This window comes from Rhodospirillales bacterium (assembly GCA_016872535.1).
Lineage (GTDB): Bacteria > Pseudomonadota > Alphaproteobacteria > Rhodospirillales > 2-12-FULL-67-15 > 2-12-FULL-67-15.
Window position 1 is genome coordinate 62,653 of sequence record VGZQ01000001.1, and the last position, 24,247, is coordinate 86,899.

General features: G+C 66.9%; 22 protein-coding genes. 10 read left to right on the plus strand and 12 right to left on the minus strand.

From position 1 onward, the window contains the following. The first annotated feature begins 20 nt into the window (after positions 1-20). From FJ311_00325 to FJ311_00335, 3 genes are read left to right on the plus strand one after another with little or no spacing between them, the layout of a single operon-like run. Complete coding sequence (locus FJ311_00325) at positions 21-224, plus strand: hypothetical protein (protein ID MBM3949882.1); 204 nt, start codon at positions 21-23, stop codon at positions 222-224. Beyond that, a complete protein-coding gene (locus FJ311_00330) occupies positions 221-838 on the plus strand; it encodes a LysE family translocator (GenBank protein MBM3949883.1) in 618 nt (205 codons plus the stop codon). The genes FJ311_00325 and FJ311_00330 overlap by 4 nt, the downstream gene beginning before the upstream one ends. 25 nt (positions 839-863) lie before the next feature. Continuing rightward, the gene (locus FJ311_00335) at positions 864-2,108 is read left to right on the plus strand and encodes an anion transporter (protein MBM3949884.1); all 1,245 of its coding nucleotides are present in this window, start codon (positions 864-866) and stop codon (positions 2,106-2,108) included. Positions 2,109-2,124: 16 nt separating this feature from the next. Here the strand turns inward: FJ311_00335 and FJ311_00340 are convergent, their stop codons facing one another. Then, positions 2,125-4,200, minus strand: a complete 2,076-nt coding sequence (locus tag FJ311_00340) for a PAS domain-containing protein (GenBank protein MBM3949885.1) — start codon at positions 4,198-4,200, stop codon at positions 2,125-2,127. 196 nt (positions 4,201-4,396) lie between these two features. On the opposite strand from FJ311_00340, the gene FJ311_00345 reads away from it, so the two are divergent. The 4 genes from FJ311_00345 to FJ311_00360 all read left to right on the plus strand — a co-directional run bounded on the left by FJ311_00345 (position 4,397) and on the right by FJ311_00360 (position 9,710). Further along, a complete protein-coding gene (locus FJ311_00345) occupies positions 4,397-5,383 on the plus strand; it encodes a hypothetical protein (protein ID MBM3949886.1) in 987 nt (328 codons plus the stop codon). Positions 5,384-5,472: 89 nt separating this feature from the next. Then, on the plus strand, positions 5,473-6,813 hold the full coding sequence (locus tag FJ311_00350; GenBank protein MBM3949887.1) for an extracellular solute-binding protein: 1,341 nt from the start codon (positions 5,473-5,475) through the stop codon (positions 6,811-6,813). An 84-nt stretch (positions 6,814-6,897) separates the two neighbouring features. Continuing rightward, positions 6,898-8,610, plus strand: coding sequence for an iron ABC transporter permease (locus FJ311_00355; protein ID MBM3949888.1), 1,713 nt, complete (start codon positions 6,898-6,900; stop codon positions 8,608-8,610). After that, positions 8,607-9,710 (plus strand): ABC transporter ATP-binding protein, encoded by a 1,104-nt coding sequence (locus FJ311_00360; protein MBM3949889.1) that lies wholly within the window; start codon positions 8,607-8,609, stop codon positions 9,708-9,710. The genes FJ311_00355 and FJ311_00360 overlap by 4 nt, the downstream gene beginning before the upstream one ends. On the opposite strand, the gene FJ311_00365 is transcribed toward FJ311_00360, so the two are convergent. From FJ311_00365 to FJ311_00400, 8 genes are all read right to left on the minus strand, one after another. Next, the gene (locus FJ311_00365) at positions 9,707-11,107 is read right to left on the minus strand and encodes an adenosylhomocysteinase (GenBank protein ID MBM3949890.1); all 1,401 of its coding nucleotides are present in this window, start codon (positions 11,105-11,107) and stop codon (positions 9,707-9,709) included. The genes FJ311_00360 and FJ311_00365 overlap by 4 nt on opposite strands. Positions 11,108-11,196: 89 nt before the next feature. Then, entirely contained in the window at positions 11,197-12,972 is a 1,776-nt protein-coding gene (gene ptsP / locus FJ311_00370) for a phosphoenolpyruvate--protein phosphotransferase (GenBank protein ID MBM3949891.1), read from the minus strand. A 6-nt stretch (positions 12,973-12,978) separates the two neighbouring features. Further along, positions 12,979-13,284 (minus strand): HPr family phosphocarrier protein, encoded by a 306-nt coding sequence (locus FJ311_00375; GenBank protein ID MBM3949892.1) that lies wholly within the window; start codon positions 13,282-13,284, stop codon positions 12,979-12,981. Between the two features lie 35 nt (positions 13,285-13,319). Then, positions 13,320-13,727, minus strand: a complete 408-nt coding sequence (locus tag FJ311_00380) for a PTS sugar transporter subunit IIA (protein MBM3949893.1) — start codon at positions 13,725-13,727, stop codon at positions 13,320-13,322. 17 nt (positions 13,728-13,744) lie between these two features. Then, complete coding sequence (rapZ, locus tag FJ311_00385; GenBank protein MBM3949894.1) at positions 13,745-14,689, minus strand: RNase adapter RapZ; 945 nt, start codon at positions 14,687-14,689, stop codon at positions 13,745-13,747. Continuing rightward, entirely contained in the window at positions 14,686-15,141 is a 456-nt protein-coding gene (locus FJ311_00390; protein ID MBM3949895.1) for a hypothetical protein, read from the minus strand. Before FJ311_00390 ends, rapZ begins: the two co-directional genes overlap by 4 nt. A 51-nt stretch (positions 15,142-15,192) precedes the next feature. Beyond that, positions 15,193-16,812 (minus strand): HAMP domain-containing protein, encoded by a 1,620-nt coding sequence (locus FJ311_00395; protein ID MBM3949896.1) that lies wholly within the window; start codon positions 16,810-16,812, stop codon positions 15,193-15,195. Positions 16,813-16,819: 7 nt separating this feature from the next. After that, a complete protein-coding gene (locus tag FJ311_00400) occupies positions 16,820-17,512 on the minus strand; it encodes a response regulator transcription factor (GenBank protein ID MBM3949897.1) in 693 nt (230 codons plus the stop codon). Positions 17,513-17,596: 84 nt separating this feature from the next. On the opposite strand from FJ311_00400, the gene FJ311_00405 reads away from it, so the two are divergent. The 3 genes from FJ311_00405 to FJ311_00415 all read left to right on the plus strand — a co-directional run bounded on the left by FJ311_00405 (position 17,597) and on the right by FJ311_00415 (position 20,825). Next, entirely contained in the window at positions 17,597-18,442 is an 846-nt protein-coding gene (locus FJ311_00405; GenBank protein ID MBM3949898.1) for a DUF2470 domain-containing protein, read from the plus strand. Between the two features lie 167 nt (positions 18,443-18,609). Beyond that, positions 18,610-20,217, plus strand: coding sequence for a phosphoenolpyruvate carboxykinase (locus FJ311_00410; protein ID MBM3949899.1), 1,608 nt, complete (start codon positions 18,610-18,612; stop codon positions 20,215-20,217). Between the two features lie 143 nt (positions 20,218-20,360). Then, the gene (locus FJ311_00415) at positions 20,361-20,825 is read left to right on the plus strand and encodes a hypothetical protein (protein ID MBM3949900.1); all 465 of its coding nucleotides are present in this window, start codon (positions 20,361-20,363) and stop codon (positions 20,823-20,825) included. 8 nt (positions 20,826-20,833) lie between these two features. Here FJ311_00415 and FJ311_00420 read toward each other — a convergent pair whose 3' ends face one another. The 3 genes from FJ311_00420 to FJ311_00430 all read right to left on the minus strand — a co-directional run bounded on the left by FJ311_00420 (position 20,834) and on the right by FJ311_00430 (position 24,244). Further along, positions 20,834-22,219: a TrkH family potassium uptake protein gene (locus FJ311_00420; protein MBM3949901.1), complete on the minus strand. Its 1,386-nt coding sequence runs from the start codon at positions 22,217-22,219 to the stop codon at positions 20,834-20,836. A gap of 164 nt (positions 22,220-22,383) precedes the next feature. Beyond that, positions 22,384-22,791: a DUF423 domain-containing protein gene (locus FJ311_00425; protein ID MBM3949902.1), complete on the minus strand. Its 408-nt coding sequence runs from the start codon at positions 22,789-22,791 to the stop codon at positions 22,384-22,386. A gap of 10 nt (positions 22,792-22,801) precedes the next feature. Beyond that, complete coding sequence (locus FJ311_00430) at positions 22,802-24,244, minus strand: glutamate synthase subunit beta (GenBank protein MBM3949903.1); 1,443 nt, start codon at positions 24,242-24,244, stop codon at positions 22,802-22,804. Positions 24,245-24,247: the final 3 nt, after the last annotated feature.

Below are 24,247 nucleotides of genomic sequence, written 5' to 3' on the forward strand. Positions count from 1 at the left end.
CTTCCGTGGCGCTTTACACCATTCGCGGCGAAATCGATGCTTTCGACGCGCCCTGGGGCAAGAAAATCGCCCTCCAGAAGGTCGAGTACGAGGGCGGCCTCAACCTGCTCCGGGTCAGGATCAAGGAAGGAAGCCGCTTCACGCTCCTCGACCTCGATCCCGCGAGCGCGAAACGGCTCGCCGATGCGCTTGCCGCCTGGGCCGACGAGGCGTCCGCGTCATGATCGATCCCGGCCTCTTCTCGGCTTTCGTCCTCGCCGTCGCGGTCCTCATGCTCACGCCCGGACCGAACGTCGCGCTGATCGTCGGCAACAGCGTCGCTTTCGGGTCGCGCTACGGCCTGCTCACGGTCGCCGGGACCAGTTCGGCCATGGCCGCGCAGATCGCCCTCACGGCGTTCGGCATGGCGGAACTGCTCGCCGGCGCGGGTCGGTGGTTCGACGCGATCCGTTGGGTCGGCGTCGCTTATCTCGTGTACCTCGGCGTCGTCCAGTGGCGGGCCCCGATTCCCGATTTGTCGGAAGTTGCCGCCCGCGTCGTGTCGCGCCGCAAGATTTTCGGCCGCGCGCTGGTCGTCGCCCTCACCAATCCCAAGGTGCTGTTTTTTCTCGGCGCGTTCTTTCCCCAGTTCGTCGATCCGAGCCGGGCGATCGGTCCGCAAATGGCGATCCTGTCGGCGACGTTTCTCGCCATTGTCTGCGTCGTCGATATCGGATGGGCGCTGACGGCGGGACGCGCGCGGCAGTTGTTGGCCACCCATGCCCGGGCGCAAAACCGGATTTCGGGCGCGTTGCTGATCGCGGCCGGGATCGGCCTCGCCTTCGCGCGCAGCAAATAGCGGACGGATATCCTCCGGCCGGCATATGGACCGATCGCACGTCCTGATCGTCGTTGTCTTTCTCGCCACCTACGCCGGCATGGCGTTCGGGCGGGTGCCCGGCCTCAAGATCGACCGCACCGGCATCGCGCTGATGGCGGTCGCCGCCCTGCTCGCGTTCGGCGCGACCGACGTCGCGGCGATCGGGCGCGCGGTCGACGCGCCGACACTTCTTCTGCTGTTCGCCTTGATGCTGCTGTCCGCCCAGTTCGCGGGCGCCGGGTTCTACGACGTCTGCGCCGCCGCCGTCACCGGGGCGCGCGCCTCGCCGACCGTCCTTCTCGGCCTCACGGTCGCGGTCGCCGGCGCGCTCTCGGCGGTGCTCGCCAACGACATCGTGGTTTACGCCATGACTCCCCTTTTGTGCGCCGGGCTCAAGGCGCGCGGTCTCGATCCCAGGCCCTTCCTCGTCGGCCTCGCGGGCGGCAGCAACGCCGGCTCGGCCGCCACCATCATCGGCAATCCGCAGAATATCCTGATCGGGCAGCTGGGCGGCCTCGATTTCTGGGAATTCATCGCCGCCTGCGGCGTTCCGGCGCTGATGGCGATGGCCGTCGTGTTCGCCGTGACCCGTTTCGTCTGGCGCGAATCCTTCGCGACGGCGGGCGGCGTCGAACCCGCGGCCGCGCCGTTGCCCGAATTCGATCGTTGGCAGACGGCGAAGGGCTTGGCCGCCGCGCTGGCCCTCGTCGCCCTGTTTCTCACGCCGGTTCCGCGCGAAATCGGCGCGCTCGCCATCGCCGCGCTGCTGCTCGCGAGCCGAACGATGGCCAGCCGCGCGATGATCGGCGCGGTCGATTGGCATCTGCTTTTGCTGTTCGCGTGTTTGTTCACGGTAACCGCTGCTTTCGCCGGCACCGGCCTCGCGGCGGACGGCCTCGCCTGGCTCGGGGCCCGCGCGCTTTTGCCCGATAACATCGCGGTGCTGGCGCCGCTCGCGCTGGTGTTGAGCAACGGCATCGGCAACGTCCCGGCGGTGATCCTGTTGATGGCGGTGTGGACGGACGCGAGTCCGGGCGCGCTCTACGGTCTTGCGCTGCTGTCGACGCTCGCCGGCAATTTCCTCATCGTCGGCAGCCTCGCCAACCTCATCGTCGCCGAACGGGCGGCCGTCGCGGGCGTGGCGCTGACGTTTCGCGACTTCGCCCGCGCCGGCGTGCCGATGACGCTGTTGTCGATGTCGTTCGCCGCCCTCTGGCTCGGCATCGGCGGCTGGATGCCTTGGCGCTGAAGCGGTCGCGCCGTCTTTACATCTGGAACGCGTCCTTGGCTTTCGCGCCGCCGGCGGGAATCCGACAGGTGGCAGTGGTGCCGCGATTGGGCAGCGATTTCAGTTCGAACGTGCCGCCGTGCAGTTCGATCAGGCGCCGCACCAGGGTCAGCCCCAGTCCGGCCCCACCGGTTCCGGCGTTACCGGTTCCGGCGCCGCCGGCCCCGGCGTTGCCGACGCCCGCCGGGCGGACGGGCACCACCTTTTCGAACGCCTTATGCACCCGCTCCAGGTCCGCGAGCGGGATACCGACGCCGGTGTCGGCGACGGCGAAGACCATTTCGTCCCCTTCGCGCGCGGCGAGCAGCCGCACGCCGCCGCGCGGCGGCGTGAACGCGATGGCGTTGCTGAGCAGATGGAAAAGAACGTGCTTGAGGCGCTTTTCGTCCGCCCGGAGCCAGCCGATGTCGTGCGGCGCGTCGAATTCCAGGCGCAAATCCCGCTTTCGCGCCCGCTCGCGCACCAGATTCAGCACCGCGACCAGCATGGCGTGAACGTCGACCGCGTCGAGCTCCAACTCCAGCGTGCCCGCTTCGATCGAGGCGAGATCGAGAATGTCCCTCACCACCTCCATCAGGCCGCGGGCCGATTCGTGGATGTGCCGGACGTATTCCGTCTGCCGGGGGTTGAGGGTTCCGAAGTAGCCGGCGTCGAGCGTCTCGGCGAAGCCGATCACGCTGGTGAGCGGCGTGCGGATTTCGTGGCTGACGTTGGCGATGAACTGGGATTTCAGCCGCGCCGCCTCCTCGAAGGCGAGCGCGCGCTCGAGCAGCGTTTCCTCGGTGCGCGCGCGGTCGGTGGCGTCGAGGTAGCCGAGCAGCACGGCCCCGTCCGGCAGGGGCACGGTCGCGTAATCGATCACCGTGTCGTTCGAGCGCTCGATCCGCCCCTCGCCCTTGCGCCGCGACAGCAGCCGCCCGGCGAGCCGTTCGGCGAACGCCGGCCAATCCTCCACGTCGCGGCGGAAGGGGCGCATCGCCTCGATGAAATCGGCGAGCCGCAGGCCGGCGGCGAGGGATTCCGGTTTCAAGTTCCAAAGCCGGGCGAATTCGCGGTTGGCGAGCTTCAGGCGCCCGTCGGCGCCGAACACGGCGACGCCCTCGTGCAGGTTGTCGAGGGTCACGTCCTGGACCCGGGTCGCGGTCTTGAGCGAGGATTTCAACGCAAGCTCCCCGGTCACGTCCTCGTAGACGAACACCGCGCCGCCGCCCTGGCGCGGGCTCGCGCGCATGGACAACACCGTGTCGTCGGGAAGATGGATCAAGGCGGGTTGCGCCGGTTGGGCGAGACGCAGCAGCGCCAGTTGTTCGGCCTTGTAGGCGTGGAAATCGGGAACTTCCGGCAGACGGCGGCGCGCGCGCAGCGCCTCCAGGACTTCGCCCAGATGCGGGCCGGTTTCCAGCCACCGGCGTTCGAGCCGCCACAACCCGGCGCAGGCGGCGTTGCACGCGGCGAGCCGGCCGTCGGCGGCGAACACGGCGACCGGGGTCGCGAGCGATTCCAGGATGTCGGCGGCGAAGGTTTCGCCCTCGGCCGCCGGAGACGGCGCGGCTTCGGACGCCGGGGTCGAGGGCGCGGGCGTTCCGGGCATCGGACGGAACCAAAGCGAATCGGCGACCGTGCCGCCGCCGGCGTCGCGCGCGCGGGTGCCCGCGACCGCGATCGGAATGCCGCCCCGCGTGACCACCGTATCGAAAATCGTGCCGTCGCTCCTCAGGCGTTCGGTCGCGCGAGCGAGCGTTTCGGCGTCGGCGGGGGGAAGCGCGGCCAGCACGTCGGCGAAGCGGAGCGCGTGCCCGTCGGCGCCGAGGCCGAGCAGCCGCGCCAAGCGGCGCGAGCAGAATTCGGTGCCGCGCGCGCCCTCGAACACGAAACTCGCGTCCGGACAAGCGGCGAGCAGCGCGCGGGCCCGGTCGGCGTCCTCGGCGGCGAGCAGGGCCCGGTTGGACGCCCGCTCGGCCGCGCGCTTGTAATAAAGAACGGCGGGCGCGCCCATCAGCAGCGCGATCCCCGCCGTCAGCGCCGGATAGAGCAGGTTTTCGGCCCCCGTCATGGCCGGGAATCTTAGTGGGATTGCGGATTCGGGGCCAAGCCGCGAGCCGGATGGCGCGCCAAGCCGGGCTTCCCGGGAACACGCCGTGGCCGGAACATCCTGGTGTCAAGGCGAATCGGGTTGACGCAGGTCAATGCCGCCGCCCGATCGGCGATTTATTATTTTTAAAATCCCGATTCCATCGATGGAGAACGTCATGAAAACCGTCGTCGCGCTGGGCGCGGTACTCGCGCTTCTCACGCAGGGTCCGGCTTTCGCCGCGAGCCAGGACAAGTACGAACTGGGTCAACCGTATCTCGCCTGGGAGCAGGCCTATCTCAAGGAGTTCCCCGACGCGCAAAAGGTCATGGACCGCATGATCGAAGTTTCGGTCCGCCAGATGAAGGAACCGGAACAGGATATCCTGCACAACCGCATCTGTTCGGCGCTCGCCTACAAGATGGCGCTCGACAGCAAGCTCGCCACGGCCGAGCGCCGGCTTGCGGTCGTCACCGACATCCTCCACAACATCGACAAGGAGGAAAAGGACGCCGTACTGACCAACCCGAAAGTGTTCGGCGAGACCGCGGCCATGGTCGCCCGCCTCAGGCAGGCCGGCTACTTCAAGGACGCGCCGCGTTTCTGGGCGGACGAGGCGGTGCTCAAAAATCCCAAGGTCGGCGGCAATCGTGCCCTCGTGCATCATCTGACCAGCGCGTTGGCCGCGGGCGAAATCCTGAAAACCGTCGACGGCTTCTCGGCCAAGGACATCGACCGCGTGCAGGCCGCGATCGTCGGCCACTCCACCGGCTACTGGTACTTCCGCCAGTCGATCGACGACGCCGCCGGACGCAAGGCCGCGTGGGAGGCCCTCTACCCCGAACCGGAAGGCGATATCGCCCGCATCGCCCACGACGCGGATTTGATTTCCCAGTTCGCGCCGGAATCGGTCGTGCCCGACGGCAGCAAGTGGCGCACGCTCGCCGCCAAGCGTTGGGGCGCCAAGGGGGCGGTCGAGGAAGCGCACGTGGTCTATTACGTGTTCTTCCGCCTGTTCGAAGAGGCCAAGACCGAACCCGGCAAGGCGCTGGCGCGCGAACAGTGGGAGCAAATCCGTCCCGAGTTGCTGAAGTTGATGCAACTCAAGGCCGGCGACGATCCGGTCAAGATCTTGGGCGTTCCCAAGGTCTTCCACGGCTCGTAACGCTTCGAGACTGGACACCCGAGCGCCGATTCGGTCCAATACGCGCGGGGTCCGTTTCGAACCTTCTTTGAACGTAGGGAGAAGCCGTCATGTCGAACCGCTTCCGTCGCGCGTTGGCCGGGCTTGCCGCCGCAACGGCGTTCCTGGCCGGGTCCGTGTCGGCCGCCGCACTCGAGGACAAGGTCGTCATCGTGACGTCGTTTTCGAAGGACCTGACCGCGCCTTATCAAAAGGCGTTCCAGCAGAAATACCCCGGCACCAAGGTCGAGGTGCTCAACAAACAGACCAACGCCGGCATCAAGTTCCTGCAGGAAACCGCGTCCAACAACCAGACCGACCTGTTCTGGGCTTCGGCGCCGGACGCGTTCGAAGTGCTCAAGAACGAAAAGCTGCTGCAGCCCTACCGGCCGAAGGCCGCCGGCATCGCCGCCAAGATCGGCGCGTTCCCGGTCCACAACCCGGACGGGTTCTATTCCGGTTTCGCCGCGTCGGGTTACGGCATCATGTACAACACCCGCTACATGGCGGCGAAGAAGCTTCCGGCGCCGAAGGAATGGGCGGACCTCGAAAAAGCGGTCTATTTCGATCACGTGGCGATTTCGGCGCCGTCGCGTTCCGGCACCACGCACCTGACCATCGAAACCATCCTGCAGGGCGAGGGCTGGGACAAGGGTTGGGCGACGGTCAAGGCGATGGCCGGCAACTTCGCGCAGGTCACCGAACGCAGCTTCGGCGTGCCCGACGGCGTCAACAGCGGCACCTTCGGCATCGGCATCGTCATCGACTTCTTCGGATTCTCCTCGGCGGCGAGCGGCTTTCCGGTCGAGTTCGTCTACCCGACGGTGACCACCCTGGTGCCGGCCAATGTCGGCATCGTCAAGAACGCGCCGCACCCGCGCGCGGCGGAAGCGTTCATCGAATTTCTGCTCTCGCCCGAAGGCCAGGAAATCCTGTTCGACAAGGGCATCATGCGCTTGCCGGTGCTGCCCGCGGCCTACGCCCAGGCGCCGGCCGGCATGCCCAATCCGTTCAAGGATTCCTCGATCGGAGCGGCGGTCAAGTTCGACACCGTTCTTTCGGAAGGCCGCTACAACCTGGTCAATTCTTTGTTCGACCAAATCATCACCTTCCGCCTCAACGACCTCAAGGCGGCGACCAAGGCAATCCACGAAGCCGAAGCCGCGCTCGCCAAGAAACCGAACGCGGCGGCCAAGGCGATGATCGCCGAGGCGCGCTCCCTGATCGCGGCCATGCCGATCAAGGAGGCGGAAGCCAACGACCCCAAGCTCGCCGGCGCGTTCAAGCCGGTCGAAAAGGGGCAGAAGCCGGCCGAGCGCCAGGCCCAGATCGAGGAACGCTGGGACGCGTTCGCCAAGGCGAATTACGCCAAGGCCAAGGATCTGGCGGAAAAAGCGCGGAAGATGCTGTAGCGTTGCCGTTCACCGGGACCGCGCCGGTTGCCGCGAGGCGATCGGCGCAGGCCCGACCATTGGAAAGAACGGCCGCCCGCGCGCATGACCGACGCCGTCATTACTGTCGCCCGCCCGCGCATCCAGTGGGGTCGCGCTACGGTCGCGCTCGCGGTCGCGGTTTTTTTGCTCGTGTTTCTGGTGATCCCGGTCGTGCGCGTAATCTTCGTCGCTTTTCTCGACCCGCACACCGGCGCTTTCACCCTGATCAACTTCGTCGACTTCTTCAACACGTCGCTGTTCCTGGAATCGTTCTGGAATTCGATCTACGTAGCGGGCATGGCGGTGATCTGCTCGACGCTGATCGCGCTGCCGCTCGCCTATTTCACCACCCGCTTCAATTTCAAGGGCGCGGTGTTGATCCAGAGCCTCGGCTTTATTCCCCTGATCATGACCCCGTTCGTCGGCGCGGTGGCGATGCAGATGATCTTCGGGTCGAATGGGACGCTCAATCTGCTGCTTGGCGACTGGTTCGGGATCAACGTCCCGTTCATGCGGGGACTTAACGCCGTCATCTTCGTGCAAAGCATCCATTATTTCCCGTTCATCCTGATCAACCTGTCGGCGAGCCTGGTGACCATCGACCGCACCATGGAGGAGTCGGCGCAGAACCTCGGCGCCCACGGTTTCCGTCTGTTCCGGCGCGTGGTCTTTCCGCTGGCCATGCCCGGATACGTGGCCGGCGCCTCGATTGTGTTCCTCAAGGTGTTCGACGACCTCGGCACGCCGCTGTTGCTCAACGTCAACAACATGCTCGCGCCGCAAGGGTACTTGCGCATCACCACCATCGGCATCAACGACCCGATGGGCTACGTGATCTCGGTATTGCTGGTCGTCTTTTCGCTCGGCGCGGTTTGGGGCGCGCTGTTGACGCTGCGCGGCAAGGACTACGCCACCACGCAGAAGGGCGGCGGGGGGTTAAGCAAGCGCGACCTGCGCCCGTGGGAGCAGGTCGGCTGCTACGCCGTGGTCGCCTTCATCCTGCTGGTGGTGCTGTCGCCGCACATCGGCCTCTTGCTGCTCTCCTTCGGCACCGTTTGGTCGTTCGCGCCGCTGCCGGACGCCTACACCATGGCCCACTACGCCGAGGTGTTCAAAACCTCGCCGCAGTTCATCACCAACACCCTTCTCTATTCGTCGGTCGCGGCCCTGATCGACGTCGTGCTCGGCACCGCCATCGCCTACATCGTCATGCGCACCGATTTGGCCGGCCGGCGCTGGCTCGATTACGTCGCCATGTCGGCGATCGCCATTCCGGGCCTGGTGCTCGGGATCGGCTATTTGCGCACGTTTTACGATTTTCAGTTGCCGTGGAGCGGCCAATCGCTCGCCTCCTGGTGGGTGATCCTGGCGATCGCGCTTTCGGTGCGGCGCCTGCCCTACGCGCTCCGCGCCTGCAGCGCGGGCCTTCATCAGGTGAGCGAGGCGCTCGAGGAATCGGCCGAAAACCTCGGCGCCACCAAATGGCGCACGATCAAGCGCGTTGTCGTGCCGCTGATGCTGGGCGCGATACTCGCCGGCTTCGTCACCAGTTTCGCGACCGCGGCGGTCGAACTGTCCACCACCATCATGCTGGTGACGAGCGAAACCGACGCACCGCTTTCCTATGGCATCTATGTCTTCATGCAAACTCCGGCGGGCCGGGGCGCCGGCGCGGCGCTCGGCGTGATCGCGGTGGTGATCGTCGGCCTGGCGACGTATCTTTCCCACCGCGTCATCGAGGAAAGCAGCCGGTCCCATACAATGACCGCGCCATGAAGCCGGATACCCAACCCGCGCCGCGCGCCGCCGGAATCATCCTGGATCGGGTCCGGATCGCGTTCGGCAAAAACGTCGTCATCAAGGACGTGAGCCTGAAAATCGCGCCGGGCGAGTTTTTCGCGTTCCTCGGGCCGTCGGGATCGGGCAAATCAACCTTGCTGCGCGCTATCGCCGGCTTCGGACCGCCGCCGGACGGGCGTATCCTCATCGGCGACGAGGATGTGACCCGTCAGCCTCCCTGGACCCGCAACGTCGGCATGGTATTCCAGAGCTACGCGCTCTGGCCGCACCTGAACGTGCGCAAGAACGTCGCCTTCGGGCTGGAGGAGCGGCGCCTGCCCGCAGACGAAATCCGCGAGCGGGTCGATTGGGCGCTCAAGCTGGTCGGGCTCACCGAATTCGGCGAACGGCGGCCGTCGCAGCTGTCGGGCGGCCAGCAGCAGCGGGTGGCGCTGGCGCGCACCATCGTCATCCGGCCGCGCGTGCTGCTGCTCGACGAGCCGCTCTCCAACCTGGACGCCAATTTGCGCGTGACGATGCGCCGCGAAATCCGCGAGTTGCAGCGCCGCCTCGACCTCACCACCGTGTTCGTCACCCACGACCAGGAAGAGGCCAACACCGTTTCCGACCGCATCGCCGTGCTCGATGCCGGCGTGATCCAGCAGGTCGGCCGGCCGATCGAGCTTTACGACAATCCTGTCAACCGCTTCGTCGCCAAGTTCCTCGGCACCGCCAACCTGCTCGACGGCGCGATCGAACGAAGCGCGGGCGAAACCGCCTTCCGTTCGACCGGCGGACTGGTCGTTCCGGTCGCGGCGGCGGCGCCGGCGGCGGGCGCGGCGTGCGCGCTCCTGTTCCGGCCGCAAAGCCTGACCATCGCCGCCCCGGCCCAAGCCGCCCCCGACGGCCGCGTCCGTTTCGAGGGCACGGTCGCGCACCGCGAATTCCTCGGCAGCCACGTCCGCTACGCGGTGCGCGTCAACGGCCACGACATCCTGGTCGATTCCAGCCACGATCCGGGCGAGCCGGGTTTCGAGAAAGACGACCGCGTCTCTCTCTTTCTCGATCGCAACCGGACCCGCGTGCTGGCGGTTTAATAGCGATAGGCGTCCGACTTGAACGGGCCGGCCGCGCCGACGCCGATGTAATTGGCCTGGGCGGGCGTGAGCCTGGTGATCTTGGCGCCGAGCTTGTCGAGGTGCAGCGCCGCGACCTTTTCGTCCAGGTGCTTGGGCAGCACGTAGACTTTCTTCTGGTATTTGGCGCCGTTGGTCCAGATCTCGATCTGGGCGAGCACCTGGTTGGCGAAGGAGGCGCTCATGACGAAGCTCGGGTGGCCGGTGGCGCAGCCGAGGTTCACCAGCCTTCCTTCCGCGAGCAGGATGATGCGCTTGCCGTCGGGAAACTCGATTTCGTCCACCTGCGGCTTGACGTTGTGCCACTTGTAATTGCGCAAGCCCGCCACCTGGATTTCCGAATCGAAGTGGCCGATGTTGCAGACGATGGCGCGGTCCTTCATCGTCCGCATGTGATCGACGGTGATGACGTCGATGTTGCCGGTGGCGGTGACGAAGATGTCGGCGCGCGGGGCGGCGTCTTCCATGGTCGTCACCTCGAAGCCTTCCATCGCCGCCTGCAGCGCGCAGATGGGATCGACCTCGGTCACCAGCACGCGACAGCCGGCGTGGCGCAAGCTGTCGGCCGAGCCCTTGCCGACGTCGCCGTAGCCGCAGACCACGGCGACCTTGCCCGCCATCATCACGTCGGTGGCGCGGCGGATGCCGTCGACCAGGCTTTCGCGGCAGCCGTACTTGTTGTCGAATTTTGATTTGGTGACCGAGTCGTTGACGTTGATGGCGGGGAACAGCAGCGTGCCCTTCTTTTCCATCTCGTACAGGCGATGGACGCCGGTGGTGGTTTCCTCGGTCACGCCGCGGATGTGCTTGGCGGTGGCCGAATACCAGCCCGGCTTCTCCGCCAGGCGCTTTTTGATGGCGGCGAAGAGAACTTCTTCTTCCTCGCTCGTCGGCTTGGCGAGGACCGAAATATCCTTTTCCGCGCGCGAGCCGAGGTGCATCAAGAGCGTGGCGTCGCCGCCGTCGTCGAGGATCATGTTGGGCGCGCCGCCGTCGGCCCATTCGAAGATGCGGTGGGTGTAATCCCAATAATCGACCAGGGATTCGCCCTTGACCGCGAACACGGGCGTGCCCTTGGCGGCGATGGCCGCCGCGGCGTGGTCCTGGGTCGAATAGATGTTGCACGACGCCCAGCGGATATCGGCGCCAAGCGCCTGCAGCGTCTCGATCAGGACCGCGGTCTGGATGGTCATGTGGAGCGAGCCCGCGATGCGCGCGCCCTTGAGCGGCTTGGCCGGACCGTATTCGCGCCGGATCGCCATCAGGCCGGGCATCTCGGTTTCGGCGATATTCATTTCCTTGCGGCCCCAATCGGCGAGGGCGAGGTCCTTGATCACGTAATCGGGCGCGGTGGGCATGGCGGAGATTCCGGTTGCGGGGGGCTATGGTCGCGGGAGGGGTGCGGGTTTAGCAGGGCATCCCCCCTTCGGCAAGCCGGGAAAGACCCCTACTCCTGCAGCGCGTTGAAATCGTCGAGCAGCATGGCGATCCGGACCGAATCGACCTGATCCATCATCAGGAGCGCGCGGTGGCGGGCGGCGAGCGAGTCCATGGCGCGGATGCGCTGCTTGACGCGCGGCAGGCTCGCCGCCGCCATGGAGAGTTCGCGGAAGCCCAGGCCCACCAGCAGCGCGGTGTAGCGCGGATCGCCCGCGATCTCGCCGCAGATGCTGACCGGAATGGCGGCGCGCAAGCCGGCCTCGGACGCGAACTGCATCAGGCGCAGCACCGCCGGGTGCAGCGGATCGAACAGGTGCGCGACCGTTTCGTTGGCGCGGTCGGCGGCGAGCGTGTACATGGTGAGGTCGTTGGAGCCGATGGCGATGAAATCGCACACCTTGGCGAGCGAATCGGCGGCGAGCGCCGCGCCCGGCACCTCGATCATCGCGCCGACCGGCGGCAGCTTGTCCTTGTCCGGCAGCCGGCGATGCAGGCGGCGCGCGACCTGTTCCAGGATTTCGCGCGTCTTGCGCACCTCGCCCGCCGTGGTCACCATCGGCAGCAGAATGCGCACCGGCCCGTGGGCGGAGGCGCGGAGGATGGCGCGCAGCTGGGTTTCGAGCGTATCGCGCTTTTGCAGCGAGAGGCGTATGCCGCGCAGGCCCAGCGCCGAAGGCCCGCCGCCGCCGAGACCGTCGGTCAGCGCGGCGGCGAGTTTCTCCGCGCCGACGTCGAGGGTGCGGATGGTGACCGGGCGGCCGCCCATGGCGGCGACGACGCGGGTCAGTTCGCGCGTCTGTTCGTCCTCGCTCGGCAGGTCGTCGCGGTTCATGAACATGAATTCGGTGCGGAGCAGCCCGACGCCGGCGGCGCCGGCCTGGCGAACCGCGTCCATTTCCAGCGGCAGCTCCACGTTCGCCTCGAGAATGATTTCGGCGCCGTCGCGGGTCGCCGCCGGCAAATCGCGCAGGCGGGCGAGCCGGCGCACCTCGCGGTGCCGCTCCTCGCGCCGGCGCTCGTAAGCCGCGAGCGTCGAAGGCTGGGGATCGAGGATCACGCGCCCCGCGTCGCCGTCGACGATGGCGACGGTTCCGTTTTCCGCGTAGTCCACCAGGCCGGCGACGCCGAGCACGGCGGGCAAGCCGAGCGCGCGGGCCATGATCGCGGTGTGGCTTTCCGCGCCGCCGACCGTGGCGGCGCAGCCGACGACGCGTTCGGGATTCAATTGCGCGGCTTCGGCCGGGGTGATCAGGTCGGCGACGATGACCGAGCCCTTGGGCGCGATCGAAAACGGCTTGACCGGATCGCGCGTCAGGTTGCGGATCAGGCGGGTGCCGATGCCGCGGATGTCTTCCAGCCGGGCGGCGAGATAGGGATCGTCCATCGCCGCGAAGGCGCGCGCGATTTCGCCGATCTCCGCGTCGACCGCGGCCTCGGCGTTGACGCGGTCGCGCTCGATCCGCCCGCGCGCCCCGCGCAGCAGGCGCGAATCGCCGAGCATCTGCGCGTAGACGTCGAGCAGGTGGCCCAGTTCCTCGGCGGCGGCGCCGCGCAGGCTCTTGGCCTTGGTCCGGAGCCGGCCGAGCTGGCGCCGGGCGGCGGCGACGGCGGCGTCGAGGCGGGCGAGTTCGGCCTCGACCGCGCGCGCGGCGATCGCGTAGGTCGGCACCTCGACCGAGCCGCTCGCGCGCACGTAGGCCGGGCCGATGGCGATGCCGGGCGACACGCCGAGGCCCTTGAAGCTCCGCTCCGGCCGGCGTTCCGATGACATGGCCGACGACATGGGCGGTCAATCCTTTTCGTCGAACCCGGCTTCGACCAGCGCGACGACCGCCTGCAACGCGGCCGCCGCCGCCGGTCCGCGCGCCTCGATCTCGACGTCCGTGCCCGGGCCCGCCGCCAGCATCATCAGGCCCATGATCGAGCCGCCCGATACCGTCTGTCCCGCGCGCGATACCCGGATGTCGGCGTCGAACTGGGACGCCAACTTGACGAATTTCGCCGCCGCGCGCGCGTGCAGGCCGCGCTGGTTGCGGACGACGACCGTGCGGCGAAGCGCATCGCCCTGGCGCGCCGGAGATCGCTCCTTGTTCATGGCGATGGCTTTCCCCGCGCCCCGGGCCGCTTCGCTCAGGGGGGATCCCGCGTCAACAGCTGCGACGCGACGTTGATGTACTTGCGACCGGCGTCCTGCGCGCTGATCGCCGCCTGGAGAAGAGTCTCCGTCTTGCGCGCGCCGGCCAGCTTGATCAGCATCGGCAGATTGACGCCGGCGATGACCTCGACCTTCGCCTTGTCCATGATCGAAATCGCGAGGTTGGACGGGGTGCCGCCGAACATGTCGGTCAGCACGACGACGCCGTCGCCGGAATCGGCGCGGGCGACCGCCTGCAGGATTTCGGCCCGCTTGGCGTCCATGTCGTCGTCGGGACCGATGCTCACCGCCGCCGCCTGGGTCTGGGCGCCGACGATATGCTCGAGCGCGGCGAGCAATTCGACGGCCAAGCGGCCATGGGTCACCAGCACCATTCCGATCATCGTCGCCGCTTTCCTTTTTACCGCCCGGAACCCTTGCGTTGCCGGGGGCGGCGATTGCGCGCCGCCGGGGTGCCGGGTTCCAGGTCTCTATGGCGCAACTCGACTCGAATCTTTCTTTTTGCGAACTCGCCTGCCAATTTCTCGGCCACGCACACGGAACGATGGCGCCCGCCGGTGCAACCGACCGCGATGGTGAGGTAACTCTTCCCTTCGGAAGCATAGAGGGGCAGAAGCGGTTCCAGAAGAAGAATCAGGCGGCGGAAAAAGTCCGGAAAATGCCGGTCGCGGCGGATGTAGTCGGCGACCTTCCGGTCGCGTCCCGTCAGCGGTTTCAACGCGGGCACGTAGTGCGGGTTGCGCAGGAACCGGACGTCGAAGACCAAATCGGCCTCGCGCGGCAATCCCTTGCGGTACGCGAACGAGGTCACGAACACGGCCATGCCGGCGCCTCGGCCGGCGCCGAAGCGGCCCGCCAACACATGTTTGAGCTCGCCCGGACCGAATTCGCTCGTGTCCACGACCAGGTCGGCGCGCGCGCGCGCGGCGCGCAGAAGTTTCCGTTCGCGCCGGATGCCGTCGAGCAGCGGGCCCGAACCGGCAAGCGGATGGCGATGGCGCGTTTCGGCGTAACGCCGCTGCAACACTTCGTCCGCCGCATCCATGAAAACGAGCGTCGCCTTGCCCGCCGTGGTGCGGGCGAGCGCGCGCGCCTGGGCCAGCAGCGCGCGCGAATCGAAATCGCGGGTGCGCACGTCGATCCCGACCGCGAGCGGGCGGAGCGGCGCGGATTTGGAGGCCTGCGCCGCCAGCCCCGCGAGAAACCCGAGCGGCACGTTGTCGACCGTCTCGAAACCCAGATCCTCCAGCGCCTTGAGGGCCGAGCTTTTGCCCGCGCCGGATATGCCGGTGACGAGCACGACCGGGCGCGGCGACGGGCGTCGGGTTATGGGACGCCGGGTCATGGACGACGTCTTCCCTTCCGCCGAATACCCGCAAGCGCGAGACGCAGCTTGATCGGCGCGGAGGCCTCGAACGGCGCCAAACGCAGGCGCGGCAGCGAAACGCCGAGCAGAACGCAGCGGTCCGGCGCCGGCATCCGCTCCACCCGCGCGCGATCGGTCAGATCCGCCACCAGCGCGAGCGGCGCGCGCGCGCGGCGGGGAACGGCAACGATGCCGACGCCGCGCGCCTCGATCAGGCCGGCGAGCGCGCGCGGCGCGGCGGCGACGACGCGGCCGCGGCGAAGCGTGAGATCGACCCGGTCGTCGGCGACCAGACGCCCGCCGCGTTCGATCAGGCGCAGCGCGAGATCGGACTTGCCCGAACCCGGCCGTCCGCGCAGCAGCACGCCTTGGCCGGCAAGCGCGACCACGGTTCCATGAATCTGCCGGGACGAAGAGGAGGACGACGGCATGAGGGCGACAGCGTGGGGGGTGAAAAGAAGCCTTGTCAACGCGGGAAAGGGTTACGCCGCCGGCAGCGCGACGACGAAGCGCGCGCCCAGGATCCGGCCGGCGCCGTCGCGGCGGTTTTCGGCGCGGATGCTGCCGCCGTGGGCGACGACAATCTGGCGGGAAATGCTGAGGCCGAGACCCGAATGGATGCCGAATTTCTCGCCTTCGGGGCGGGAGCTGTAGAAGCGCCCGAAAATGGCGTCCTCGGATCCCTCGGGGATGCCCGGCCCTTCGTCCTCGACGGTGGCGACCACCATCCCGTTTTCCGCCCGCGCGGCGAGCGTGATGGTCCCGCCGGGCGGGCTGAACGACACCGCGTTGGCGATCAGGTTGCGAAACACCTGGACCAGCCGGCCTTCCACCCCGCGCACCGCGAGCGGCGCGTCGCCGGGAATATCGAGCGCGAGCGCCACGCCGCCGCCGCTCCGGGTTTCGCGGTGGACCTCGACCAACGTTCGCAGCAATTGATCGAGGCGCACGGGTTCCAGCTTGGCCCGCGACAATTCCGCGTCCACGCGCGACGCGGCGGAGATGTCGCTGATCAGGCGATCCAGGCGCTGAATATCGTCGGCGATGATCGCCATCAGCTTTTCCCGCTGCCCCGAGTCGTCCACCCGCCGCAGCGTTTCGACGGCGCTGCGGATGGAGGTGAGCGGGTTCTTGATCTCGTGGGCGACGTCGGCGGCGAAACTTTCGATCGCGTCCATCCGCTGCCACAGGGCTTCGTTCATCTCGCGCAGGCTGGCGGCCAACTCGCCGATCTCGTCGTTGCGCCGCCCGAAATCGGGAATGCCGTGGCGTTCGTGCACCCGGCCCCGCACCCGGCGCGCGGCCGCCGCCAGCAGCAGCAGCGGCCGGGCGATGGTCCCCGCCAGATAGAGCGACAGCAGCACCGTTACCGCCAGCGCGACGCCGAACATCTTCAGGATATCGAGGCGGACCTCGTACATGGCGGCGTCGATTTCGGCCGAATCCTTGCTGAGCAACAGCGCCCCGAGCACTTTTTTGTAGCGCTGCACCGGCACCGCGACGCTGAGAATCAACCCGCCGTCCGGGGCGATCCGCACCGCGCGTTCCCCGTCGCCGCCGAGGGCGGCGACGACCTCGGCGTAATCCTCGGCGCGCGGATTGGGCGATTCCTGGTAGGCCTCCATCGGCTCCAGGCCGAACAGGCGGCTGAGGGCGCGGTGGTAGATTTCCAAGGCGCGACCCAGAAGCCGCGGCGGCGCCTCGCCGGGCTGCGGCAGTTCCTCGATCACGACGCGGTTTCCGGCCAAGCCGAGCGCCCGGCTGTCGGCGACCAGTTCTCCGTCGGCGTGATAAAGCCGGGCGCGCGCGTCCGTCGTTTCGATCACGCGCCGGATGATGCGCGCCGCCAGTTCCGGCACCATTTCCTCGCTCGCGAATTGATCGACGGTGATCGCCACTTCGGCCACGGCGGCGGCGTAGGTGTCGGCCTGAAGCTGAAGCGCGAACAGCTCGGTCTGCACCAGGCTGCGCTGGTATTGGCCGAGGAACAGAAGCCCGCCCACCAGGATCACCAGCGCGAAGACATTGACGGCGAGAATGCGCCGGGTGATCGGGGAAAGCCGGGAACGCCTGGGCGATGGCGACGACAGAGCGGAATTCATCCGCGACCTATTCGGCGGTCTTGTAGCGATAGCCGATGCCGTAGAGCGTTTCGACCTCCGCGAACGACGGATCGCGCTCGCGGAATTTCCGCCGGATGCGCTTGATGTGGCTGTCGATGGTGCGGTCGTCGACGAAAACGCTTTGCCCGTAGGCCTCGTCGATCAACTGATCGCGGTTCTTGACGTGGCCGGGGCGGCGGGCGAGCGCCTGGAGAAGCAGGAATTCGGTCACCGTCAAATCCACCTCCTGCCCCTTCCAGTGGCAGGAATGGCGCTGCGAATCGAGTTCGAGATCGCCGCGCTTGAGAATGCCGCTCGATGGAGTTCCGCCTTGCGCCTCGCGCCGACGCAGCACGGCGCGGATGCGTTCGATCAGCAGGCGCTGCGAGAACGGCTTGGTGATGTAGTCGTCCGCGCCCATGCGCAATCCCATCATTTCGTCGATCTCCTCGTCCTTCGAGGTGAGGAAAATGACCGGCAGCGTGCTTTTCTGGCGCAGTCGCTTGAGCAGCTCCATGCCGTCGAGGCGCGGCATCTTGATGTCGAGGATCGCGAGGTCCGGCGGCTGGCGCTCGAGCGCGGCCAGCGCCTCGGCGCCGTCCGTATAGGTGCGCACGCGAAATCCTTCCGCCTCCAGCGCCATGCTCACGGACGCAAGGATGTTGCGGTCGTCGTCGACCAAGGCAACGGTTTGGCTCATGGTGGTGGGGTTCCAGCGGGCGTGATTGACGTCTCGTTTCGCGGGAAATTATAGTCTCGGCACAGGTGCATAGCCACGCCGGTCATGTCCGAACCGCGTCTCAGATTGGATCTCACGGTTCGCCGGCTGGTCCGCCGGGCGCGCTGCGGCACCCTTGCGACGGCCTTGGCCGAGGCGGATCGCGATACAAACGCCGAGGCGGGGCATCCGTACGCGTCGCTGGTCACGGTCGGATGGGGTACCGACGCCAGCCCGATTTTTCTGTTTTCCGCCCTTTCCGACCACACCCGGAACCTGGCGCGCGATCCCCGCGCCGCGTTGTTGATCGAAGCGGCAAGCCGGCGCGCCAATCCCCAAACCGGGCCCCGTGTCACGTTGATGGGCCGGATCGCGCCTTGCGCGGAAGGCGAGGACGAACGGAACGCGCGGCGACGATTTCTCGCCCGCCACCCCGGCGCCGAACGCTACGCCGGGTTCGGCGACTTCCGTTTCTTCCGCATGATGGTCGAGCGCGCCCATTACGTCGGCGGGTTCGCGCGCGCGGTCTGGGTCGAAGGACCCCGCATCGCGCCGCCGGCCCCGTCGGTCGCCGCCATCGCCGCGTGCGAGGAAAGCGTGCTCGCCCACATGAACGCCGACCACGGCGAAGCCGTCGACCTCTATGCCCGGCGTCTTCTCGGCCGACGGGAGAAAGGTTGGACGCTCGCCGGGCTCGACCCCGACGGAATCGATCTCCGGCGCGGGTCCCGATTCGCCCGGCTCGACTTCTCCGAACCGGTCGGCGCTGCGGGCGAAGTGCGCGAAGCCCTGGTGGCATTGGCGACCGAGGCTCGCGCCGGGCGCCGGTCACCGAACCGCCGGCCGGGCCCCGCCGTAAGCAAGGCCCTCAAGAAAAATAAGAAACCTCGGAACACCAAAAAACGTAAGTAGAACCGCCACCCTCCCCGCCTCGGCCGGTTACCCGAAGGAGGGGTTGCTCCCTGCCCGAACCGGTGGTTATCGTGCCTGCGGCCCGCTTGGAAGGGAGGGTCGGTCGGGCGCGGTTCGCCGCGGCGCCGGTCTCGCGGTCAACAACGTCAAGAAAACGGATCCAACCCATGCGGGAAATCGGCCCGGTCGTCAGCGGTTATGGCCTGGATAAGTTCGGATTGCGCAACCTCGCCGTCGAACATTGGAACCTGACGCCGGAGATGCTGGTCGAGGAAGCGTTGCGCCGCCACGAAGGGGCCCTATCCCAGGGCGGCGCCCTGGTGACCCATACCGGCCATCACACCGGCCGTTCCGCCAACGACAAGTTCGTGGTCGAGGAACCGTCGACCAAGGCCGACATTTGGTGGGGCTCGGTCAATCGCCCGTTCGATCCGGAACGCTTCGACGCCCTTCATCGCCACATGCTCGATCATCTGTCGGGCCGGGACGTGTTCGTGCGCGATTGTTATGCCGGGGCCGACCCGAAGTTCCGTCTGCAGGTCCGCATCATCACCGAAACCGCGTGGCACAATCTTTTCGCCTGCAACATGTTCATCCCGCCGAAGCCCGAGGACCTGCGTTCCTTCCGGCCGGAATTCACGGTGATTCAAGCGCCGTCGTGCCATGCCATTCCGGCGAAGCATGGCACCAATTCCGAAACGTTCATTCTGGTCAATTTCGCCAAGCGCCTGGTGCTGATCGGCGGGTCGTCGTACGCGGGCGAGATCAAGAAGTCGATCTTCTCGATCCTCAACTTCCTTTTGCCGCCGCAAGGAATCCTGCCGATGCACTGCTCGGCCAACGTCGGGCCGAAGGGCGATGCCGCGATCTTCTTCGGGCTTTCGGGCACCGGCAAGACGACGCTCTCGGCCGATGCCTCGCGCACCTTGATCGGCGACGACGAGCACGGCTGGGGCGACGACGGTATTTTCAATTTCGAGGGCGGCTGTTACGCCAAGGTCATCAAGCTGAGCCGCGAGGCGGAACCGGAAATCTACGCCACCACCAGCGCGTTCGGCACCATCCTCGAAAACGTGATCATGGATATGCAAACCCGTGCGCTCGATCTCGACAATGCGCGGCTGACCGAAAACACCCGGGCGTCCTATCCGCTGTCGCGCATTCCGAATGCGTCCGCGACCGGCATGGCAGGGCATCCGCGCAACATCGTCATGCTCACGTGTGATGCGTTCGGCGTGATGCCGCCGATCAGCAAGCTCACGCCGGAGCAGGCGATGTACCATTTCCTGTCCGGCTACACCGCCAAGGTCGCCGGCACCGAAAAGGGCCTGAAGGAACCGACCGCCACGTTTTCGACCTGCTTCGGCGCGCCCTTCATGCCGCGCCATCCGGCGGTGTACGCCAAGCTGCTCGGCGAAAAGATGGCGCGCCACGGCGCCAACTGCTGGCTGGTCAACACCGGCTGGTCGGGCGGCGGCTACGGCGAAGGCAGCCGGATGCCGATCGCCCACACCCGCGCGCTGCTCGCCGCCGCGCTCGACGGCAAGCTCGACGGCGCGTCCTTCAAGCCCGATCCGAACTTCGGCATGCTGGTGCCAGAAGCCTGCCCGGGCGTCCCCGCCGGCGTGCTGGCCCCGCGCGCCACGTGGCGCGATCCCGCCAAGTACGACGAAAAGGCGCGCGAAATTCGCGGCCGCTTCGAGGCCAATTTCCGCCAGTTCGAAGCCCAAGTCGACGACCGGGTCCGCGCCGCCGCGATCCGCGCGGCCGCCTGATCGCCCTCCGATCATAATTTAAATCTGGATGTTATTAACATATTGTTTTACATAAATAAATAATGCGATTGAAACTTAGTCGCATTTAATATATTTGTACGTGGATCGCCGACGAGCCCCCCGACTTTCATAGAGGCAAAACCGTGATCCCCGTCGCAACGGCCGAATTATCCGATAACCCCGGCACCGGCGAATCCCTCGATCCGCCGGAACGCCTGGTGGTCGGATCGGTGCGACGATGGCTCAAGGCGCCGGAAGAATGGTCAAGGGTGGAGGCCGAATTTCACCTTCTCTTCGGCGACGACGAGTGCCTGTTCGCGCTGAACGGGCTTAAGGGATTGCTCGAAATACTGGCGGCGCACGCCCGCCGGACGCTTTATTTCCATCTGCCGTGCTGCCGCCTCGTCAGCGCCGACGAACGCAGTTTGTTGTCGCTGGTCGCGGCGCTTCAACACGGCCGCCAGCAACATGCTCAGGCGATCTTGCGCTGGCTGCTGCCGGCCGTCCATCAGGCCCAGGCCTATAAGCAGGCATTCTGGCTGGCGTGCGGCATGGCCGACTGCGGCCTGATCCTCAGGCCGCCGACCGGCGGCGCGGGATCGCACTGACGTCGCCTCTAGGTTCGCCAGAAAGCCCGGCTGAACAGCACCAGAACCGTGAACAGCTCGAGCCGGCCGAGCAGCATCGCGAATGACAACACCCATTTCGCCCCGGGCGGAAGGGTGGTGAAGGTTCCGGCGGGGCCGATGATATTCCCGAGGCCCGGACCGACGTTGCTAACCGCCGTCGCCGCGCCCGAGAGCGCGGTCACCAAATCCAGGCCAAATCCGGCCAACGCCAGCGCCGCGACCGCCACGGTACCGACATAAGCGCCCATGAACAGCAGCACCGAGGCGAAGATCTCGTTGCCGAGTTTGCGTTCGCCGTAGAACGCGGGGCGGACGCTGAGCGGCGCGATCAGCCGCCAGCCGTGGCTGCGGATGGCGATCGCCAGCACCTGGAAGCGGAAAATCTTGATTCCGCCGGCGGTCGAGCCGGTACAGCCGCCGACGAACATGAGCAGGAAAAACGCCATGATCGGAAACGCGCCCCATTGCATGTAATCGGTTACCGTATAGCCCGTTCCGGTCATGGTCGCGATCACAGTAAACGTGGCACGACGGATGGCGTCATCCGCGGGCATGGCGCGCATGACCATGAGCCAAGTCGCGACCGCGAGGCTGGCGACGACGATCAGCAACACGAACATCCGCACCTGCGGGTCGCGATACAGCGCACCGCGATGGCCGATAGCAGTACGCAAATAGAGGATAAACGGCACGCCGCCCAGGAACATGAACGTCACGCCGACCCATTCGACCGCCGGGATCTGAAAATGCCCGATCGAATCGTCGGACGTGGAAAATCCTCCGGTCGCGATGGTGGTCATGGCGTGCAGCACGGCTTCGAATCCGGGCATGCCGGCGGCCCAATAGGCCAACGCGCAGGCGAAATTCAAAACCATGTAGACGATGAAAATGCCGGTCGCCACCTGCTTGATCTGGGGCATGATCTTGTCCGAGGTGTCCGATCGTTCCGTCCGGAACAGTTGCATGCCGCCGACCCTGAGGAACGGCAGCACCGTGATCGCCACCACCACGATGCCGACCCCGCCCATGAATTGAAGCAACGCCCGCCACAGCAGAACCCCCGGGGGCGCCGAATCGAGGTGGATCAGGACGGTCGAGCCGGTGGTGGTGAGCCCCGACATCGCCTCGAAGTAGGCGTCGGCCCACGGCAGTCGATATTCCGAAAGGGTGAGCGGCAACGCGGCGAAGGCGCACAGCAGCACCCAGCTCAACGTGGTGAGAAGGAAGCCCTGACGCCGATCGAGGCTGAAGGACGGCGTCCGGCACGCGAACATCAGCGCGCCCCCAGCGAACGCGGTCACGCCGGCGGAAAACGCGAACGCCCGCCAGTCGGGTCGCTCCACCACCCAATCGGCGAGCGCGGGCAGCAGCATCGCGCTCGCCAGCACGAGCAGGAGAATGCCGACGATGTAAAGGACTTGGCGCAAGGGAAGGATTCCGGGCGGCGGGAGCGGGAACGGCGGATTTTAGCGGTTCGGGCCGCGCCCCGATAGGGGCGCATCATTTAATGCGCGCGGGGATTCCTCGGTTCGCCCGCCTATCGGCGGGACCGCGCGCGACCGCCAATCGGGCTCAAGGCCAGCAGTATCCATCCCGCCATCAGTAAAGCCCCGCCCGCCGGCGCCGCGCCGCTCATCCACACCGCGCCGGTCAGACCGAAGACATAGAGCGTGCCCGAAAAAAGCGCGCTGCCGAGAACGAAGGCCAACCCGGCCAGGCGCGCCAGCCAAGGATTGCCATTGCCGTTCTCGGCGCGCTCGGCGAGCCACGCGACGCCGAGCAGCGCGAGCGCGTGCCACATCTGGTAATCGACCCCGGTGGTGAAGGCGTTGGCCAGGACCGGATCCTCGGTGTCGAGCCAATGGGCGGCGTAAGCGCCGGCCGCGACGGCGATCAGGCCGTTCGCGGCGGCAAACGCGACACACGCTTTCCAGGTTTGCCGCATCGGTCCCGGGTCAGCGCGGCAGTTCCGACGCGCCCATCAGGAATTCGTCGACCGCTCGCGCGCACTGGCGGCCTTCGCGGATCGCCCACACCACCAGCGACTGGCCGCGGCGGGCATCGCCGCAGGCGAACACCTTGCTCCGCGACGTGCGATAATCGGCGGTATCGGCGCGAACGTTGCCGCGCTCGTCCAACGCCAGCTTCATGTCCTTCACCAGCCCGTCGTGGACGGGATGGACGAAGCCCATCGCCAGCAAAACCAAATCCGCCGGAACGGTGAATTCGCTCCCCGGAATTTCGCGCGGAACCGTGCGGCCATTGGCGTCCTTGACCCATTCCGTCCGCGCACAGACGAGGCCGGTCACGACGCCGTTCTTGCCCTCGACCCGCTTGGTCACCACCGACCAGTCGCGGTCGCTGCCTTCCTCGTGCGAGCTGGATGTACGCAATTTGAGCGGCCAGTCGGGCCAAGTCAGTGCCTTGTTCTCCTTCGCCGGCGGCTTGGGCATGATTTCGATCTGCAGAATCGACTTCGCGCCCTGGCGGTTCGAGGTGCCGATGCAGTCCGAACCGGTGTCGCCGCCGCCGATCACCACCACCCGCTTGCCGGAAGCCGAAATCGGGCGGTTGTCGGCGATGAACTCGCCGCTGACGCGGCGGTTCTGCTGGCCGAGGAATTCCATGGCGAAATGGACGCCGTCGAGGTCGCGCCCCGGCACCGGAAGATCACGCGGCGCTTCCGAACCGATCGCCAGCACCACCGCGTCGTAGTCCTTTTCCAGTTCGCGCACCGAAAGGGTCGCGCCGACATGCACGTTGGGATGGAATTCCACCCCTTCGGCCTGCATCTGGGCCATGCGCCGGTCGATCAGGTGCTTTTCCAGCTTGAAATCGGGAATGCCGTAGCGGAGCAGGCCGCCGACGCGCGCGTTTTTCTCGAACACCGCGACGTCGTGCCCGGCGCGCGCCAGTTGCTGGGCGCACGCCAGGCCGGACGGGCCGGAGCCGACAACCGCGATCCGCTTGAAGGAACGGTGGCGGGGAATGTCGGGCTCGATCCAGCCTTCGGCCCAGGCGCGATCGACGATCTGGCATTCGATCGTCTTGATGGTGACCGGATCGTCGCCGATGTTGAGGGTGCAGGACGCCTCGCATGGCGCCGGGCAGATGCGGCCGGTGAATTCGGGAAAGTTGTTGGTCGAATGCAGCACCTGGATCGCCTGGCGCCAGTCGCCGCGATAGACCAGGTCGTTCCAATCCGGGATGATGTTGTTGACCGGGCAGCCCTCGTGGCAATAGGGCACGCCGCAATCCATGCAGCGCGCGCCCTGGCGCTTGAGGTCGTCCTCGGCGAGCGGCAGGACGAACTCGCGGTAATGCCTGAGGCGGTCCTCGACCGGCGCGTATGACCGGTCGTGCCGCTCGATTTCCAGGAATCCGGTCGGCTTGCCCATGAC